16 protein-coding genes, 1 tRNA gene and 1 pseudogene are annotated in these 18,227 nt (G+C 66.0%); 2 read left to right on the top strand and 16 right to left on the bottom strand.

The window, feature by feature from the left end:
• Positions 1-44: 44 nt before the first annotated feature.
• Positions 45-1,319 (top strand): annotated as a pseudogene (eno, locus tag BZF61_RS08345) (phosphopyruvate hydratase); the annotation flags it as partial.
• Positions 1,320-1,974: 655 nt separating this feature from the next.
• On the opposite strand, the gene BZF61_RS15760 reads toward eno, so the two are convergent.
• The 9 genes from BZF61_RS15760 to BZF61_RS08295 all read right to left on the bottom strand — a co-directional run bounded on the left by BZF61_RS15760 (position 1,975) and on the right by BZF61_RS08295 (position 10,414).
• On the bottom strand, positions 1,975-2,148 hold the full coding sequence (locus BZF61_RS15760; protein WP_158094076.1) for a hypothetical protein: 174 nt from the start codon (positions 2,146-2,148) through the stop codon (positions 1,975-1,977).
• A 162-nt stretch (positions 2,149-2,310) separates the two neighbouring features.
• Positions 2,311-2,730 carry a 6,7-dimethyl-8-ribityllumazine synthase gene (gene ribH, locus BZF61_RS08330; protein WP_086618444.1) on the bottom strand — a complete coding sequence of 140 codons (420 nt, stop codon included), beginning with the start codon at positions 2,728-2,730 and terminating at the stop codon, positions 2,311-2,313.
• A gap of 6 nt (positions 2,731-2,736) precedes the next feature.
• On the bottom strand, positions 2,737-3,984 hold the full coding sequence (ribB, locus tag BZF61_RS08325; RefSeq protein ID WP_086618442.1) for a 3,4-dihydroxy-2-butanone-4-phosphate synthase: 1,248 nt from the start codon (positions 3,982-3,984) through the stop codon (positions 2,737-2,739).
• A 280-nt stretch (positions 3,985-4,264) separates the two neighbouring features.
• Positions 4,265-4,340, bottom strand: a tRNA-Lys gene (locus tag BZF61_RS08320).
• 120 nt (positions 4,341-4,460) lie between these two features.
• A complete protein-coding gene (gene rodA / locus BZF61_RS08315; RefSeq protein ID WP_086618440.1) occupies positions 4,461-5,603 on the bottom strand; it encodes a rod shape-determining protein RodA in 1,143 nt (380 codons plus the stop codon).
• A complete protein-coding gene (gene mrdA, locus BZF61_RS08310; RefSeq protein ID WP_086618438.1) occupies positions 5,600-7,789 on the bottom strand; it encodes a penicillin-binding protein 2 in 2,190 nt (729 codons plus the stop codon). The genes rodA and mrdA overlap by 4 nt, the downstream gene beginning before the upstream one ends.
• Entirely contained in the window at positions 7,786-8,340 is a 555-nt protein-coding gene (locus tag BZF61_RS08305) for a rod shape-determining protein MreD (protein WP_086618437.1), read from the bottom strand. The genes mrdA and BZF61_RS08305 overlap by 4 nt, the downstream gene beginning before the upstream one ends.
• Entirely contained in the window at positions 8,340-9,323 is a 984-nt protein-coding gene (locus tag BZF61_RS08300; protein ID WP_086618435.1) for a rod shape-determining protein MreC, read from the bottom strand. Before BZF61_RS08300 ends, BZF61_RS08305 begins: the two co-directional genes overlap by 1 nt.
• Positions 9,324-9,370: 47 nt before the next feature.
• A complete protein-coding gene (locus BZF61_RS08295) occupies positions 9,371-10,414 on the bottom strand; it encodes a rod shape-determining protein (RefSeq protein WP_086618434.1) in 1,044 nt (347 codons plus the stop codon).
• Positions 10,415-10,616: 202 nt separating this feature from the next.
• Here BZF61_RS08295 and mutL point away from each other — a divergent pair, with 202 nt between their 5' ends.
• On the top strand, positions 10,617-12,503 hold the full coding sequence (mutL, locus tag BZF61_RS08290) for a DNA mismatch repair endonuclease MutL (protein WP_086618432.1): 1,887 nt from the start codon (positions 10,617-10,619) through the stop codon (positions 12,501-12,503).
• A gap of 6 nt (positions 12,504-12,509) precedes the next feature.
• On the opposite strand, the gene ychF is transcribed toward mutL, so the two are convergent.
• The 7 genes from ychF to BZF61_RS08255 form a co-directional block, all read right to left on the bottom strand.
• Positions 12,510-13,610 carry a redox-regulated ATPase YchF gene (ychF, locus tag BZF61_RS08285; RefSeq protein ID WP_086618430.1) on the bottom strand — a complete coding sequence of 367 codons (1,101 nt, stop codon included), beginning with the start codon at positions 13,608-13,610 and terminating at the stop codon, positions 12,510-12,512.
• A gap of 179 nt (positions 13,611-13,789) precedes the next feature.
• On the bottom strand, positions 13,790-14,359 hold the full coding sequence (gene pth, locus BZF61_RS08280; protein ID WP_086618429.1) for an aminoacyl-tRNA hydrolase: 570 nt from the start codon (positions 14,357-14,359) through the stop codon (positions 13,790-13,792).
• A gap of 92 nt (positions 14,360-14,451) precedes the next feature.
• Positions 14,452-15,054, bottom strand: coding sequence for a 50S ribosomal protein L25/general stress protein Ctc (locus BZF61_RS08275; protein ID WP_086618427.1), 603 nt, complete (start codon positions 15,052-15,054; stop codon positions 14,452-14,454).
• Positions 15,055-15,193: 139 nt separating this feature from the next.
• Positions 15,194-16,108, bottom strand: a complete 915-nt coding sequence (locus BZF61_RS08270) for a TraB/GumN family protein (protein ID WP_086618426.1) — start codon at positions 16,106-16,108, stop codon at positions 15,194-15,196.
• On the bottom strand, positions 16,108-17,046 hold the full coding sequence (locus BZF61_RS08265) for a TraB/GumN family protein (protein WP_086618424.1): 939 nt from the start codon (positions 17,044-17,046) through the stop codon (positions 16,108-16,110). The genes BZF61_RS08270 and BZF61_RS08265 overlap by 1 nt, the downstream gene beginning before the upstream one ends.
• A 57-nt stretch (positions 17,047-17,103) precedes the next feature.
• The gene (locus BZF61_RS08260; protein ID WP_086618422.1) at positions 17,104-17,754 is read right to left on the bottom strand and encodes a hypothetical protein; all 651 of its coding nucleotides are present in this window, start codon (positions 17,752-17,754) and stop codon (positions 17,104-17,106) included.
• Positions 17,741-17,935, bottom strand: a complete 195-nt coding sequence (locus BZF61_RS08255; RefSeq protein ID WP_086618420.1) for a helix-turn-helix transcriptional regulator — start codon at positions 17,933-17,935, stop codon at positions 17,741-17,743. Before BZF61_RS08255 ends, BZF61_RS08260 begins: the two co-directional genes overlap by 14 nt.
• Positions 17,936-18,227 lie beyond the last annotated feature (292 nt).

The following is an 18,227-nucleotide window of genomic DNA, read 5'->3' as shown; positions in this document are numbered from 1 at the left end:
ATAGTGTCTTATTATCCTACAACACATTCCTGCCGGAGCCAAACATGACCGCCATCATCGACCTGCACGGCCGCGAGATTCTCGACAGCCGCGGAAACCCGACCGTCGAGGTCGATGTGCTGCTGGAGGACGGCAGCTTCGGCCGTGCGGCGGTGCCCTCGGGCGCCTCGACCGGGGCGCACGAGGCGGTCGAACTGCGCGACGGCGATCCCGCGCGCTACCTCGGCAAGGGTGTGCTCAAGGCGGTCGAAGCGGTCAATGGCGAGATCCGCGATGTGCTGATCGACGATTTCGATGCCGAGGACCAGCGCGACATCGATCTCGCGCTGATCGCGCTCGATGGCACGCCCAACAAGGCGCGGCTCGGGGCCAATGCGATCCTCGGCACTTCGCTGGCGGTGGCCAAGGCAGCGGCCAATGCGCGCGGCCTGCCGCTCTATTCCTACCTCGGCGGGGTTTCGGCGCATGTGCTTCCCGTGCCGATGATGAACATCATCAACGGCGGCGAGCACGCCGACAATCCGATCGACATCCAGGAATTCATGATCATGCCGGTCGGCGCGGGTTCGTTGGCGGAAGCAGTGCGCTGGGGCGCGGAGGTGTTCCACACGCTCAAGAAGGGCTTGGCGCAAAAGGGCCTCGCGACGAGCGTCGGCGACGAGGGTGGCTTTGCGCCCGATCTCGCCAGCACCCGCGCCGCGCTCGACTTCATCATGGAGAGCATTGCCAAGGCGGGCTTTACGCCCGGTGAGGACATCGTGCTCGCGCTCGACTGCGCGGCGACCGAGTTCTTCAAGGACGGCAAATATGTGATCGCCGGCGAGGGCCTCAGCCTCTCGCCCGAGCAGATGGCCGATTACCTCGGCAAGCTCTGCGCCGACTACCCTATCCGCTCGATCGAGGATGGCATGAGCGAGGACGATTTCGAAGGCTGGGCGGCGCTCACTGGTCTGCTGGGCGGCAAGGTGCAGCTGGTGGGTGATGATCTGTTCGTTACCAACCCCGCGCGCCTCTCGGACGGGATCGCGCGCGGGCTGGCCAATTCGTTGCTGGTCAAGGTCAACCAGATCGGCACGCTCACCGAGACGCTTGCCGCCGTCGATATGGCGCACCGCGCGCGCTACACCTGCGTCATGAGCCACCGTTCAGGCGAGACCGAGGATGCGACCATCGCCGATCTCGCAGTTGCTACCAATTGCGGGCAGATCAAGACCGGATCGCTGGCGCGATCGGATCGGCTGGCCAAGTACAACCAACTGATCCGTATCGAAGAAGAGCTGGGCGACAGCGCCCTGTTTGCGGGCAAGGGCTGCTTCGGCGCACGCGCTTCGGGACTGCCGACCGCGTCGAAGAAGCGCTCCATCGCGGTGATGCCTTTGGCGCTTAGCCGCACCAGCACGCGGCGGTTGTCCTCGGGATCGTTTTCGCGCACCACCAGGCCTTCATCCGCCAGCACGCCGAGCCAGCGCAGGCCGGTGGTGGGGGGCGCAGCCGAGCCGATGCAGGCGCTCGATACCGAAACCGGCTTGGCTTCGCCATGGGCGATGTAGAGATCGAGCAGGATGTCCCACGCCGGTTCGCCGAAAAGTTCGGGATTGCCGAAGATCGCGTTGCGCCTGCGCCGGAGCGCATAGGTCTGGCGGGCCAGCGTCAGATAGCGCCGCTCGCCATGCGGCACCGCCCTGCCGGGAGCATTGGTGTCGCGTGTCGTGGCAACATTGCGCAGCCGTGCCGCAATCGCGACCAGTTCGTCGGCGAGCGGTTCCAGCAGCCCGCCATCGCTTTTGCTCGGGGAAAGAGGCGTCGCGTCATGCATCGGCGGCGTGCTGGCTGGAGGTCGCTGTATGCGGGAAACCGTGTCGAACCACGCAGGCATAATAGCGGGGCAATCCGGATTTTGCTTTAAGGGCAAATACGCATGTGCCTCTATTTGCGGTCTAAACCGTGGCGGCGCGGCGCCGCGTCAGGCCTGGCTCACCGCAGCCACGCCCGTGCCTGATCGAGCCGCAATTGCTGGATTGCCGCATCAACATGCGCCGCGCCGATATGGAGGTTCATCCGGTCGAGCTCGGCCAACTGGTTCTCGAGTATGGCGATGACGCGGGGGAGGCCGGAGCGATCCGGCGCCGGGTCAGTTGTCTTATCCAAGGCGAAATCCCGAAGCTGACTGCCTGATACTGCTAACCCGTGCGACCGGCGAGCGACAGCAGAAGCTGTTCGGATATCGCGTTAATGGCTTACGGAAATCTACAGAGGGAAACTACGTATCCGAGGGGGTGGTTTCAAAGTGAGACACAAGGCCGCGATCCGTTAAGCGAAGCCTTCCCGCAGCGCCAGCAGCGCCAGCGCCGCCTTGGCCGCCTCGCCGCCCTTGTCCTTCTGTGCGGGGTCCGCGCGCACCAGTGCCTGCGCCTCGTTCTCCACCGTGAGGATGCCGTTGCCGATGGCGATGCCGTCCATCGTCAGCGCCATGATGCCGCGCGCGCTTTCGCCGGCGACGATCTCGAAGTGATAGGTCTCGCCACGGATCACCACCCCGATGGCGACGAAGCCATCATAGCGATCGGTCTCTGCGGCCAGCGCGATCGCCCCGGGGATTTCGAGCGCGCCGGGCACGGTCAGCACCTCGACTGCGTGTCCGGCCGCCTCCAGCACCGCGCGCGCGCCGGCGATGAGCATGTCGTTGAGATGGGCGTAGAAGCGCGCTTCGACGATGAGGATACGAGCCAAGGCAGGTTACTCCGGAATAGGGTGGAAGTCGGTGATGGTCAGGCCATAGCCTTCGAGCGCGACCAGATCGGGCCGGCTGTTCGACAGCAGCACCATCTCGGTCACGCCGAGATCGGCGAGGATCTGCGAGCCGATGCCGATATTGCGCTGTTCCTCGCCCGGCTGCCACTCGCCGGTGCCCACGCGACCGGTGAGGATCACGATCACGCCTGCGCCATGTTCGCCGATCGCCTGCATCGCGCGCTGAAGCGTGCGCTTGCGCGGCCCGGGCGCGCCGAGCACGTCGTCGAACACCGAAATCGGGTGGACGCGGGCGAGGGTGGGCTTGCCGGGAATGACGTGGCCCTTCTGCAGGACGTAGGCCTCGTTGCCCTCGATCCGGTTGCGATAGGTGATCATCCGCCACTGCCCGCCATAGTCGGAAGTGAAGGCCCGCTCGCCCAGCCGCTCGACGAGGTGATCGTTGCGCATCCGGTAAGCGATGAGATCGCGGATCGTGCCGATTTTCAGATCATGCTTGCGCGCGAACTTCACGAGGTCATCGAGGCGGGCCATGGTGCCGTCCTCGTTCATGATCTCGCAGATCACGCCTGAGGGGTTGAGGCCCGCTAGCCGCGAGATGTCGACCGCCGCCTCGGTGTGCCCGGCGCGCACCAGAACGCCACCCTCGCGCGCCATCAGCGGGAAGACGTGGCCGGGGGTGACGAGATCATCCGCCCCCTTGGTCGCGTCGATCGCGACCGAGATGGTGCGCGCACGGTCTGCCGCCGAGATGCCGGTGGTCACGCCCTCGCGCGCCTCGATCGAGATGGTGAAGGCCGTCTGCATCGATTCCTTGTTGTTGCGGCTCATCGGCTCGAGGCCGAGATGGTCGACGCGGTCCTTGGTGAGGGCGAGGCAGATCAGTCCGCGCCCATGGGTCGCCATGAAGTTGATCGCCTGCGGGGTTGCCATTTGCGCGGGGATGATGAGATCGCCCTCGTTCTCGCGATCCTCGTCATCGACGAGAATGTACATCCTTCCATTGCGCGCTTCGTCGATGATTTCCTCGATGGTGGCGAGCACCGGGCGATCATCGTTCGCCTCAAGGAAGGCTTCGAGCTTGGCGAGGGTCTCCGCAGTGGGATTCCAGCCGTCCTCGGCACAGTCGCGCAAGGTGTTGGCGTGCAGGCCGGCAGCACGGGCGAGTCCGGCGCGGGTCATGGTGCCCGATGTGATGAGATCACGAACCCGTGTGATAATTGATGTGTTCATCAGAGCGTAGTATCACATCGAAATGTGATTACAAGCATCGTGTAGCCGCCTGTGCTGGAGGAAGGCAACAGCGGATGCGCGTTCCGGCCTATCCGAGCCGCGCATTCGGCAGGGCGCGCCTCGGGCACGTGCTTTGACCTTTTTGCGGTGCCCTGGCCAGCACGAAAGGTGCTTCCATCGTGCTGGAAGAGACGGCGCAGACGGGCCGAGCTGCAGCCGTCTTAAATCCCGTCATTTTAAGACGGAACCGCCGGAGACCTCTGCTAACCTATTGAAAAGGTGGTGGACGCACTAGGGCTCGAACCTAGGACCCGCTGATTAAGAGTCAGCTGCTCTACCAACTGAGCTATGCGTCCATTCCGATCCGGTCGGAAGCCGCGAGAGACACCGCCGAAGCCGCGTCCCGATTCGCGTGAGGCGCTGCATTTAGCGCGTCCCGCCCCGATGGCAAGGGGCTAATTTCGGGGCACCGCACCTCAGGCAACCAAGCCGCGGCGCGGGGCGTTCTGGTTCCAGCGGTTGACCATCATCAGCAAGCCGATGCAGATCATGTTGGTCATCATCGAGGAGCCTCCGTGGCTCATCCACGGCAGCGGGATGCCCTTGGCCGGGGCCATGCCCATCACCATCAAAAGATTGATAGCAATGTAGAAAAATATCGTTGCCGTTGCACCGGCGGCCAGCAGCGCGGTGAAGCGGTCCTGCGATTGGCGCGAGACCTTGGTTCCCCACCACAGGATCATCGCGTACATCGCCAGCACGAACAGCCCGCCCATCAAACCCCACTCCTCGGCCATGGTGGCAAAGACGAAGTCGGTATGCGGTTCGGGCAGGTATTCAAGGTGGCTCTGGGTGCCCGCATTGAAACCCTTGCCGAAGATCCCGCCCGATCCGATTGCGATCTTGGACTGGGCAATGTGGTAGCCGGCGCCTAGCGGATCGCTTTCGGGATCGAGAAAGGTCGTCACCCGCGCGCGCTGGTAATCGTGCAGCGCGAAGAAATAGATCAGCGGTGCCGCGGCGATCGCAGCGCTGCCCGCGGCCACGAACCACCATAGGGGAAGGCCGGCGAGGAACATCACCACCACGCCACCGAAGGCAATCGCCACCGAAGTGCCGAGATCGGGCTGCATCAGCACCAGCCCCATCGGCAAAGCAATCAGCCCGCAGGCGGGCACCAGCGAGCGCCAGGTGCCGATCATGCCCGCCGGCAGGGTTTCGTAGAAGCGTGCCATGGCCAGCACCACAGCAGGTTTCATCACCTCGGAGGGCTGGATGCGGATCGGCCCGATTTCGAGCCAGCGCTGGCTCCCCCCGCCGACCTGCCCGACCACTTCCACCCCGAGCAGCATCACCAGCACGAGGATATAGGCGGGATAGGTCAGCACCTGCACCGCCGCGCGCGGCATGGCTGCGATGATCGCCGCCATCACCATGAACACGGCAAAACGGATGAAGTGCGAAGTGGCGAAAGGCTCCATCGAACCACCGCCGGCAGAATAGAGCACCAAGCCGCCGAACAGCGTGAGCAAAAACACCGGAATCAGCATTTCCCAGGGTTGGCGGGCGATCGTGGCCGGGACGATGCCGGTGGAAGGGCCGAGCGTACCGTTGATCATTGCGCTCCGCCCCGCGGGTTGACAGCGTCGCCGGCCGGTGTTGCCGGCGCGGCCGAGGCAGGCGGTGCGGGTGGTTGCGCGGCGCCGGCCTGCGATGCAGCACTGCCCGCGCCGGGGAATTCGGCACTGGGCGTGGCCGAGGGATTGGCCTCGGGCCTCGGTGCGATCACCTGTTCGGCAATCGCTTGCGACTGGCGCGCGGCCACGCGCGCCTCGGCCTCGACCCGGTCGAAGATCTCCTCGTCACGGCGTGGCGGGCGGGAAACGTTCTGGCCGCGCTCGGCGGCATAGGCGGCATAGCGGCGTTCAAGCCGCTGCTGCGCGGTCCCACCCCATTGGGCCTCGAGCGCGCGCAAGGCATCCATGCCCTTGGCCGGATCGAACAGGAAGGTCATCACGTCGCGCGCGATCGGATAGGCCGCGCCCGAGCCGCCGCCATGCTCGATCACCACGGCGCCGGCGTAGCGCGGATTGTCGTAGGGGGCAAAGAAGATGAACAGCCCGTGGTCGCGATATTTCCACGGGCCTGACTTGCCGTTCGAGATCGACAGCGAGACTACCTGCGCGGTGCCGGTCTTGCCCGCCATCAGCGTGTTTACGATCGGCAGGCGCGCGCGCCCGGCGGTGCCCGGGCCATTGACCACATCGCTCATCGCCTTGCGGACATATTCGACATGCTCGGCCGGGAAGTCGATGCTGTCGAAGCCCTTGGGCTTGGTGTCGAGCGTCAGGCGCGGCATCACGTGCTTGCCGGTCGCAAGGCGCGCGGCCATCACCGCCAGCTGCAAGGGGTTGGAGAGCATATAGCCCTGACCGATCGTGGCATTGACGGTGTCGAAGGTCTGCCACTCACGACCCCACTTCTTCATCTTCCACGCCGGGTCCGGCACGGTGCCGTAGAACTGGCTGGTGACGGGGAGGGGAAATTCCTGTCCCATCCCGCAGCGTCGCGCCATCGCCGCGATCGGCTCCATTCCGACGCGCTGGGCCATGGCGTAAAAATAGACGTCGCAGCTCTGATAGATGCCCTTGGCCATGTTGACCGCGCCGTGCCCGCGCCGGTTCCAGCAGCCGAACACGCGGTTGCCGACGCGCAGGCCCCCGCCGCAAAACACCGTTTCTTCCGGATCCACCCCGGCCTGCATCAGCGCCATCGCCACCATCGGCTTGACCGTGGAGCCGGGCGGGTAGAGCCCTTTCAAGACCTTGTTGCGCAGCGGCACGCGCTCATCATCGCGCAGCATCGCATATTCGACGCTGCCGATTCCGTCGGAAAAGGAATTGGGATCGAAACTGGGCATGGAGGCCATGCACAGCAGATCGCCGGTGCGGCAGTCCATCACCACCACCGAGCCGCTTTCCAGCCCGATGCGGCGCGCGGCATAGTCCTGCAGAGGCCCGTCGATGGTGAGGCGGATGGGATTGCCCTGCACATCGTCGCGGGTTTCCAGATCGCGGATGATGCGCCCGCTCGCGGTCACCTCCACCCGCCGTGCGCCGGGGATGCCGCGCAGTTCCTTTTCGAACTGCTTTTCGAGGCCATCCTTGCCGATCTTGTAACCCGGCGTAATCAGCAGCGGGTTGGGATCCTTTTCGAATTCCTCGGCCGAGGCAGGCCCGACATAGCCGATCAGGTGCCCGACCGAGGAGGCCGTGGGATAGAAGCGCGAGAAGCCGCGCTGCGGCACCACGCCCTGAAGATCCGGCAGGCGCACGCTGATAGCGGCGAACTGTTCGTAATCGAGACCGCTGGCGACTTCGATCGGCTGAAACCCGCGGGCCTCGGCAACCTTGGCCTTGATGTCGGCGATCCGCGTCGGCTCGAGCGCCAGGAGCGCGCCTAGCTGGTCGATCGTGCGATCGGGATCGGACAGGCGCTCGGGGATGATGTCGACGCGAAAATCGGCGCGGTTGGAGGCAAGCGGGGCGCCGTCGCGATCGAGGATCCACCCGCGCCGCGGCGGGATCAGCGTGAGATTGACGCGGTTGCTTTCGGATTGGAGCCGGTATTTCTCGTTCTCGGCAATCGCAAGATAGGCCATCCGGCCGGCCAGGAGCACCCCGATCCCGCCCTGCACGGTGCCGATCAGCACCGAGCGACGCTCGAAGGTGTCGCGCAGGATCGAGGCATTGACAATACGGCCAGGGCGCCCCGGGTGCTTGGCGCGCGAAAACGGCGACTTCACCCGATCCTCCGCGCCCGGGCCAGCCGGAAACGGTCAAGCGCGGCAACCATGCGTGCCACTATCGGGTAAAGCAGCACCGCCAGCAAGGCCTGCGGCAACGCCACAAGCAGCATTTCCCGCGTGACCGGCGCGCCTGAGAGCATCAGGCCGCCAAGCCACACCAGCACTGCGATAAGACCGGCGGTGAACCAGTCCTGCCAGAATCCGCGCCACGGAAAGCGCGCTTCTACCAGTTCGAGGCTGATCAGCGCCAGCGACCACAGCAGCATCGCGCTGCCGAAAGGCTGACCGCTGAACAGATCGTCGAAGGCCCCCAGCGGCGCGCCGACCCACAGCGGCAGCAGCCCCGGGCGCACCAACCGCCATGCCAGCAGCATTAGCAAGCCGAGCGAGGGCAGCAGCGGCATGACATCGGCGATCAACAGCGCCGGCAGCAGCGAGCCGAGCATGATCGAGAGATAGGGCACGCTGCCCGCGCAGATCGGGGATTGGGTGCGGTTGATGCGGCTGCCATACCGGTCGGCCCGGGCGTGCGGGTTGAGCCGCTCCATTACTCTGCGCCCCCTTCGCTTGCGCCCGCCGTGGTGGGCGAAGACGATCCCTGCGCCGCGCTTGGTGCACGCCCGCCTGACGCTTCGGCGCGCTCCGCCTCACCGTTGGCCGCGCGCCTGGCGCGCAGGGCAGCGATGGCTTCGGACTGATAGACCGGTTCGACCGCGACATAGTTGGTGGCCGACGGTTCCGCCACCAGCCGCGCAATGCCGCCATCGGGGGTGGTCTCGGTGATCACCGCCACCGCCACGCCCGGACGATAATAGCCACCCGCGCCGTTGGTCACCATCAGATCGCCGGGCTTAAGCGGATTGATGCCGAGATTGACCAGCCGCACCCGCAGCATGCCGTCGCCGCGTCCTTCGGCAAAGGCCACCACATTGCCCTTGGCGCTGCGCACCGGCAGCACGCTTTCGCTGTCCGTAAGGAGCAGCACCCGCGCCGAGGTGCGCCCGGTTTCGAGCACGCGCCCGATCACGCCGCGTTCGGACAAGACCGGCATTCCCGGCCGCACGCCAGCACTGCTGCCCGCGCCGAGGAAGGCGAAACGCCGGCCGCTCGTCGCCGTCGACCCGACCAGGCGTGCGACAACGACAGGCTTGACCGCCTTGTCCTGCAGGCCGAGCAGCGCCTTGAGGCGGCGGTTTTCGGCCTTGACCGCCTCGGCCTCGGCGAGACGGATGCGCGCCAGTTCCACTTCCTCGCGTAGCGCCGCATTCTGGCTCCCGGCGCGCAGATAGCCGGCGATGCCGCTGAACAGGCTTTGCTGGCCGGTGCGGACCGTCGCCGCTGCCTCGCCCGCCGGGGCTACGGCGTCGCCTGCCAGCCCGCGCAGCGGCGCAAAGGCGGCCGGTTGCCGCAGCGACAGGGCCAGCAGCGCAAGGCCCAGCAAGGCCCCCGCACCCGCCAGCAGGTAGCTGGTGAACAGCGAGAACTGCGCTTTTTTCGAAAAGCCCGACCGTCGCGATGAAGGCGGCGCCATGGCTTGTCGTCCCTTCTGCCAGATCCCCGGCGTCAGGCCGATGCGGCTTAGGCCGTCATCAGCACGCCGCGATAGATCGGGTCCTCCATCGCCCGGCCGGTGCCGATCGCAACGCAGGTCAGCGGATCTTCGGCGACCGATACCGGCAGGCCGGTTTCCTCGCGCAGGTGCTCGTCAAGGCGGCGGATCAGCGCGCCGCCGCCGGTCAGCACGATGCCCTGATCGACGATGTCGGCGGCCAGTTCCGGGGCGGTGTTTTCGAGCGCGATGCGCACGCCCTCGACAATCGCGCCGATGGGTTCGCTGAGCGCCTCGGCGACGTGCGCCTGGTTGATGGTGATTTCCTTGGGCACCCCGTTGACGAGATCGCGCCCCTTCAGGGTGATGGTCTCGCCCACGCCGTCCTCGGGGATCATGGCGATGCCGTAATCCTTCTTGATCCGCTCGGCCGTGGCGTCACCGATCAAAAGATTGTGGTGGCGGCGCACGTAGCTGACGATGGCTTCGTCCATCTTATCGCCCCCGGTGCGCACCGAAGTGGTGTAGGCGAGGCCGCGCAGGCTCAGCACCGCGACTTCGGTGGTCCCGCCGCCGATATCGACCACCATCGAGCCGACCGGCTCGGTCACCGGCATGTCCGCACCGATCGCGGCGGCCATGGGTTCGAGGATGAGATGCACTTGCGATGCGCCTGCATTCGATGCGGCATCGCGGATCGCGCGCTTTTCCACTGAAGTTGAACCCGAAGGCACGCAGATCACGATTTCGGGATAGCGGAAGAGGTTGCGCTTGCCGTGGACCTTGCGGATGAAGTGCTTGATCATCTCTTCCGCGATTTCAATGTCGGCGATCACGCCGTCACGCAGCGGGCGGATCGCTTCGATCGAGTCCGGGGTCTTGCCCATCATCATCTTGGCATCATCGCCCACGGCCTTGACGCGCTTGATCCCGTTGATCGTCTCGATCGCGACCACCGAAGGCTCGTTCAGCACGATCCCTTGATCCTGCACATAAACGAGGGTGTTCGCGGTTCCGAGATCGATCGCCATGTTCTGCGAGCCGAACTTGAAGAGATTGGACAGGAAGCTCATGTCGGTTGGTGTTCCAATGATGGCGGGACGGGGCTGCGCGCCATAGATGGGGGTGACGGCAGCGGATTTCGACCCGGTTGTGACTTCAAGCCCCGCGCCTAGCGAATCCGTCGGCAAAACGCCAAAATATTTATCGGCGCGACTGGTGATTTCTGGGGCCTTCCCCTCGAATTTGCGGTCATCGCCCGCTAGCGTGCGACAAATGCCCGAAATCCGCCGCCTCCCGTCCGCTCTGGTGAACCGCATTGCCGCGGGCGAGGTGGTCGAACGGCCAGCTGCGGCGCTCAAGGAGCTGGTCGAAAACGCCATCGACGCCGGGGCCAAGCGAATCGGGGTGGTGCTGGCGGAAGGGGGGCTGAGGCGTATCGAAGTGGTCGATGACGGCTGCGGGATGGCGCCCGATGCCATCGCGCTGGCGCTTGAACGCCATGCCACCTCCAAGCTGCCGGATGCCCTGATCGGCCCCGATGGTGCGATCGAGCGGGTGACGACGCTGGGCTTTCGCGGCGAGGCGCTGCCCTCCATCGCCAGCGTCGCGCGGTTGACCATCGAGAGCCGCGAAGCCGCCAGCGGCGAAGGGTGGCGGCGGGTGGTCGATCACGGCGCGCTGGTGGCCGACGAGCCTGCCGCACTACCGCCGGGCACCCGCGTGCGCGTCGAGGAGCTGTTCGCCAAGGTGCCCGCGCGCCGCAAGTTCCTGCGCTCGGCCCGCAGCGAATATGCCGCCTGCCTCGATGTGGTGCGGCGTCTGGCGATGGCGCGGCCCGATATCGCCGTCACGCTCGAAACGCTGGGGGAGGGGGCGAAACGCACGGTCCTCAACCTGCAGGCGGGCGAGGAACTGGCGACCCGCGTGGCGCGGATCATCGCCCACGAATTGAAGGACAACTCGGTTCCGATCGCACTTGAGCGCGACACGCCCCACGGGGTGATGCGGCTGACCGGGGTGGCGGGCCTGCCGACCTGGAACCGCGGGGTGGCCGATCACCAGTATCTGTTCGTCAACGGCCGCCCGGTAAAAGACCGGCTGCTGGTGGGCGCGGTGCGCGGGGCCTATGCCGATATGCTCGCGCGCGATCGCCACGCGGTGCTGGCGCTGTTCCTCGATCTGCCGCCGCAGGATGTCGACGTGAATGTTCACCCCGCCAAGACCGAAGTGCGCTTCCGGGACGCGGCGGGGGTGCGCGGGTTCATCGTTTCCGGGCTGCGGCAGGCGCTGGCGACCGGTGACCGGCGAGCCGCGCAGGGGCCTCACCGCGCGGCGATGGCGCGATGGCGGAGCGAACCGCTCGTGCCCTCAAGTAGCGAAGCTGTAGGGCAACAAAGGCTTGCCCCAAGGCTGGAGAGCATTTTTTCCGGCCGTGACTGGACGGCGCCGCAAGCGCGGCTTGGCGAAGCGCGCCCGCAATGGACCGCGCCGCTCGTGCAGCCGCTCTCCATGCCCCAGGGCCGTGCCGAGGAAGCCGCTCCCGTGCCCGCCGAGGCGCAGCAATACCCGCTCGGGATTGCGCGCGGGCAGGTGGCGAACACCTACATCGTTGCGGAGGCCGCCGACGGGCTGGTGCTGGTCGATCAGCACGCCGCGCACGAGCGCATCGTCCTTGAACGCCTGCGCGCCGCCGGGGCAGGGGAGGACGTACGCCGCTCGCAGGCGCTGCTGGTGCCCGATGTGGTGGAGCTGGACGAAGTCGATTGCGACCGGTTGGAGGACGCGGCCGAGGGCCTTGCGCGCTATGGCCTCGTGATCGAACGCTTTGGCCCCGCCGCGATGCTGGTGCGGGCCGTGCCCTCGGCCATCGCCGAGGCCGACACCGCCAAGCTGCTGCGCGATCTCGCCGACGATATTGCCAAGCATGGCAAGCAGGACGACAGCGGCGCGCTGCTGCTGGCCGAGCGGCTCGAACGGGTGCTGGCGACGATGGCTTGCCACGGTTCGGTGCGGGCCGGCCGCCGCTTGAGCGTCGCCGAGATGAACGCGCTCCTGCGCGAGATGGAGGCAACCCCGCGCTCAGGCCAGTGCAATCACGGGCGACCAACCTGGGTGAAGCTGTCGATGGAGGATGTCGAAAAGCTGTTCGGGCGGCACTAGCCTGCTTCACACATTGAACTTGAACAGCATCACGTCCCCGTCCTGGACCACATAGTCCTTGCCTTCCTGCCGCAGCTTGCCCGCTTCCCTGGCGCCCGCTTCGCCGCCAAGGGCGATGTAATCTTCATAGGCAATGGTCTCGGCGCGGATGAAGCCCCGCTCGAAATCGGAGTGGATTTCTCCGGCGGCCTGCGGCGCCTTGGCGCCATCGGGGAAGGTCCAGGCGCGGGCCTCCTTGGGGCCGGCGGTGAAGAAGGTTTTGAGGCCGAGCAACTTGTATCCGGCGCGGATCACGCGCGAGAGGCCGCTTTCGGTGAGGCCGAGCGCCTCCAGAAACTCGGCCCGGTCTTCCGCCGGCATGGCGACCAGCTCCGCCTCGATCGCGGCCGAGACGATTACGGCTTCGGCGCCTTCGGCCGCGGCCTTGGCGAATACCTTGTTGGAAAGCGCATTACCGTGCGCGGCATCTTCCTCGGCAACGTTGCACACGTAGAGCACCGGCTTGGCGGTGAGCAGCTGCGCCTGCTTGAACAGCCGGGCTTCCTCGGCGTCGTTGGGGACGGTGAGCCGGGCAGGCTTGCCTTCGCGCAGCAGTTCGAGCGCTTGCCCCAGTACGCTGGCCATCGCCTTGGCTTCCTTGTCGCCCCCGCTGGCGCGCTTGGCTGCGGCAGGCACGCGCTTTTCGAGGCTTTCAAGATCGGCCAGCATCAGCTCGGTCTCGACCACTTCGGCATCGGCAATGGGATCGACCTTGTTGGCCACGTGCTGGATGTCGTCGTTCTCGAAACAGCGCAGCACGTGGACGATCGCATCGACCTCGCGAATATTGCCGAGGAACTGGTTGCCGAGGCCCTCGCCCTTGCTCGCACCTTTCACCAGGCCGGCAATGTCGACAAAGCCCAATTGCGTCTCGATGATCTTGGCGCTGCCCGCGATCGCGGCGATCTTGTGCAGACGCTCGTCGGGCACCGCGACCTGCCCGACATTGGGCTCAATCGTGCAGAACGGATAGTTGGCCGCCTGCGCCGCCTGCGTTTCAGTCAGTGCATTGAACAAAGTGGACTTGCCGACATTCGGCAGGCCGACGATCCCGCAGCGGAAACCCATGATCTTTGTCTCTTGATAAGCTGGAAAGCGCGGCCCTTAGCGCCAAGGTGGGCGTTAGGCCAGAGCGTCAGCCATCATGCACCGCACGTCCGCGCGGGCCATGGGGCGAATCCCCGCGCCAATCTGCCGGCGCTCGCCCGCGATCGAAGGGGCCGATGATGGGGTCACGGCTCACCCCCTCAGCCCTGCATCCGCAGCGCGACATCGTTCATAAAGCGCACGTCATCACCCTTGGCGAGCCATTCCGCCTCCGCGCCGATCGCGCCGAGCATCGCAGCCAGATCGTCCTGTTCGTCCCTGGCAAAGTTTCCGAGCACGTGCGCGGTGACCCGGTCCTTGTGGCCCGGGTGGCCGATGCCGAGGCGGACACGGCGGAAGTCGGGCCCGCAATGCTGGTCGATCGAACGCAAGCCATTGTGGCCGGCGTGTCCGCCGCCCCGCTTCACCTTCACCTTGAAGGGGGCGAGATCAAGCTCGTCGTGGAAGACGGTGAGCGTCTCGGTGCCCAGCTTGTAGAAGCGCAGCGCCTCGCCCACGGCCCGGCCGCTTTCGTTCATGAAGGTCGCGGGTTTCAGGAGCAGCACCTTGTGGCCGCCAATCCGCCCTTCCTGCGCCCAGCCCTGGAACTTCTTCTGCACCGGGCCGAAGCCATGCATCTCGGCGATCGCGTCCACGGCCATGAAGCCGACATTGTGCCGGTGCAGCGCATAGCGCGGTCCGGGATTTCCGAGGCCGACCCAGATCTGCATGAGGTGTCCCTAGCTGCGCCTGGCAAAAAGGCAAACGCCGGGCTTCCGGCGAAGGAAGCCCGGCGTTCCCGGTGCCGTTACCGGCGTTCCGCTTATTCCTGCGCGGCTTCGTCTTCGCTGCTCTTGAGGCCCGAAGGCGCAACGAGCGTGGCGATGGTGAAATCGCGATCGGTGATCACGCTGGTGACGCCTGCGGGCAGGGCCACTTCGCTGATGTGGATCGAATCGCCGATGTCCTTGCCGGTCAGATCAATCCGGATTTCTTCAGGAATATCGGCATTGGGGCACAGCAGTTCGAGTTCGTGCCGCACGATGTTGAGCACGCCGCCCTTCTTCAGACCGGGCGAGGCGGCTTCATTGACGAACACCACCGGCACCTGCACTTCGACCTTGCTTTCCCCGGTGAGGCGCAGGAAATCGACGTGGGTCGGACGGTCGGTGACGGGATGGAATGCGACATCCTTGGGTAGCGTGCGAACGGTCTTGCCACCGATCTCGATGTTGACGATCGAGTTCATGAAGTGGCCGGTAGCCAGCTGGCGAACCAGCTCCTTTTGCTCGACGTGGATCAGGGTGGGTTCTTCCTTGCCGCCATAGATGACGCAAGGAATCCGGCCTTCGCGGCGAAGTGCTCGGGAGGCTCCCTTGCCAGCCCGTTCGCGCGCTTCGGCCGGCAGGGTAAGAGTCTCGCTCATACGGATGCCTTTCGAATGCGTGTTGGATAAGAACAATCAGCAGTGCAACCGCCTCCAGGGATGTCCGGAAGCACCGAAGCGCGGCCCCTTAGAGAGAGATGGCCGGTTTGGCAACCGCTTTCGGGCGCTTCGGGGCGCCTCAGGGCAGGCGGCGGACACGGTAGCCGCGCGCTTCGAGCAGTGCCGCCAGCCCTGCGGGGCCGACCAGATGCGCCGCGCCCACCGCGATCAGCGGGCGAGGCCCTGCTTCCAGCAGCGGCGCAATCGTCTCGGCCCAGCGGCGGTTGCGGCCGGCCAGCAGCGCCTCGTGCAGGGTGGGATCGGCGAGCAAGCCCTCGCGGCTCGACTGTTCGATCACCGCCGCATCCCCCGCCAGCCAAGCGCGCTGGAGCCGGGCCGGATCCTTGCGGACGGTCTCGCTCTCGCGCACCACCGCGGCGAGCATGGTGCGCTGGGCGCTTTCGGGCAGACGGTCGAAGATCGCCAGCTGGCCGCGCATGCCTTCGAGCTCGCGCACCGGGCGGCCCGCAAATTCTTCGATCAGCGCGCGGTCGACCCCGTGGGCCGGATCGCCGGTCGCATCGATGCGGGCGAGCGCGATTGCCGCGGCCCAGGTTTCCTCGGCGGCGAAATCTTCCGGCTTCATGCCGCCCCGCTCCAGCATCGCCGCCAGCTGCGGGCGCAGAGCAGGCGGCAGGCGCTCGGCGAGCGGGGGCAGGCCGGGGCTTCGCGCGAGGCTGGAATAGATCGACGGCCCCGCGTCACGCCCCGTCAGATCGCCGATCTCCACGACGAGCAAATCGGCCGAGCCGATGGCCCGGCCGATCTCGGTGGTGCGCCACTCGGTGCCTTTGGGGAGGGCGTGGATGGTGCCGAGCATCCACCCCTCTACCGTGCCGTTGGCGCTGGCGATTTCGTAGAACAGCGGGCTGGGCGGCGCGATGGCTGCGCGCTCGGCAGGGGTATCGCCGCATCCGGCCAGCGCAAGAACAAGGAGCGGGGCGATGATCGCGGCGCCGCCGCGTCCGATCAACGCCCGCAGCGCCCGGATCATCACTTCACCCTGGTCACCGCGATGCCCTTCTGCGCGAGGTATTCCTGCACGCTCTTGGGGCCCGCGAGGTGGCCGGCGCCGACCGCGACGAACAGGCTGCCGGGCTGATCGAGCCGGGCGTCGATCCATTCCGCCCAGTTGGCGTTGCGAGCAAAGAGCAGCGCCTCGGCGACGGCGGGATCGGTCATGCCTTCGTTCATGATCGCGGCCAATGCCTCGGCATCGCCCTTGACCCATTCGGCAACCATGCGGTCGAGCATCGGCTTGACTTCGTCCATGCTGGCGACCGCTTCCATCAGGAAGGCGATTTGCCCTTCGCGCGGCATCCCGTCGAAGATGCCGAGCTGAAATTCGGGAGTTTCGAGCGCGTCTTGCCCCTTGGTGCCGGCCTTGGCGAGCAGCACCTTCTCGACCCCGCTATTGGGATCATAGCCCTGCCGCATTAGCGGGATGATCGACAAGGTGAGGCCGGCCAGCCACGGCTTGAGCTGGTCGAAGGCTGCCGGCGGCGCGCCGATCTTGGCGAGGGCGGCCTCGTAGGCGATGGTCTGCTCCGGAGTCAGCAGCGAGCGCAAGGTGGTGCCCTGGGGCAGCACGCCCAACGTCATGCTGAGCTGCTGGAGCCTCGTCTCGCTCGCGGGGTCCATCTTGATCTCGGTGACGATCATGTCCGAGCCTTCAAGCGCCTCGGCGATGGTGGGGTCATACCACTCGATGCCCTGCGGCAGCACGTGGATGGTGCCGAACAGATAGATCGTGGTGTCCTCGTCGGCGACCTTCCACAGCGCCGGGCCATGGCCACTGGTGGCCGGCAAGGCAGCGGCGACCTCGGTGGTGGCAGGGGTCTCGGCGAAGGCAGGGGTCTCGGCGAGGGCTGGGGCGGCAGCAAACAGCGCCAGCGGGGCAGCGGCCAGAGCAAGCAGGTTGGCACGTTTCATCGGGGTGTCTCCTTCGGGGCAGAATGGGCTGGAATGAACGGACAGGCGAGGAAAATTCTAGAAATAGCGGCGGACAAACCACACGGCCGACCAGATGACGGCCACCGCCACCAGCATCAGCATCGGTTCGATCTGAGGCAGCCAGCCAGCGCGGCTTGCCAGCCACCAGGCGGGGGTGATGAAGAGATAGGCGTGGGCCGCCACCAGCGCGCCTTCGCGGTAGGCGCCGGCCTCGTGCTCGTCGATCTTCTGCCACCACAGCCAGGTGATCAGCGGCCCGAGAATGAGCCACATGAGCATGGAGATCGCGGCGATGCCGGCGCTGACCGGGGCGTTGGAGAACAGCGTGCCGCTGCCCTCCTCGCTCAGGCCCAGCAGGAATCCGAACGGCAGGCCCAGCGCGATGGCCAAGACGACCAGCCTTCGCGCACTTTGCACGCGCGGGGCGACCGGCTCTCGCCCGCTGCGCGGCCAAAACCACCACATGCCGAGCGCCACCAGCCCCGCCAGCAGCACCACGCCAGCGATGAGCGCGCCATCGAACAGGTCCGGCCCGCCGCGTTCGAGCGCGCTTCCGACATATCCGGAAATCATGCCGGCGATGAAAATCAGCGCGATGCCGCCGCCGAGACCGAGCCCGGCCTGCCTTAGCAGCACCGCACCTTCGGTGGGTTCGGTGGTGAGGTCGTCGCGATCAGGCTTCGTCATCGAAAATCTCCTCGATCGGCAGCTCGAACAGGCGGGCGATACGAAAGGCGAGGGGCAGGGAAGGGTCGTGCTTGCCGGTCTCGATCGCGTTGACCGCCTGACGCGAGACATCGAGCCGCTCGGCCAGTTCCGCCTGGCTCCAGTTGCGCATCGCCCGCAGAACCTTGAGACGGTTCTTCACGGCGTTCAGATTCCCAGCGCCTTCATCAGCTTGGCGATGATTGCGCCGGTGGCAAAACCGCTCAAGAGCAGCATCGCGAACAGGATCCACTGCTTCACCACGACGTTTTGTTCGAGGAATTTCATCGGCTCACCTCATCAGGTTTGCCTGACGATATGTCAGGTATACATGACTATATGTCGCGATTCGCTGACTATGTCAAGTTAACCTGACTTTATGTCTTGGGGATGCGACCAATGACCGGTGCATCCCCACCTTGCTGCGCTGCGGCATTGACGCCATTGGGGTGTTC

Origin of the sequence: Erythrobacter tepidarius (assembly GCF_002155695.1) — a bacterium.
Classification (GTDB): Bacteria; Pseudomonadota; Alphaproteobacteria; order Sphingomonadales; family Sphingomonadaceae; genus Erythrobacter; species Erythrobacter tepidarius.
The sequence above is the reverse complement of the archived record's forward strand: the minus strand, read 5'-3'. Positions and strand labels throughout refer to the sequence as shown.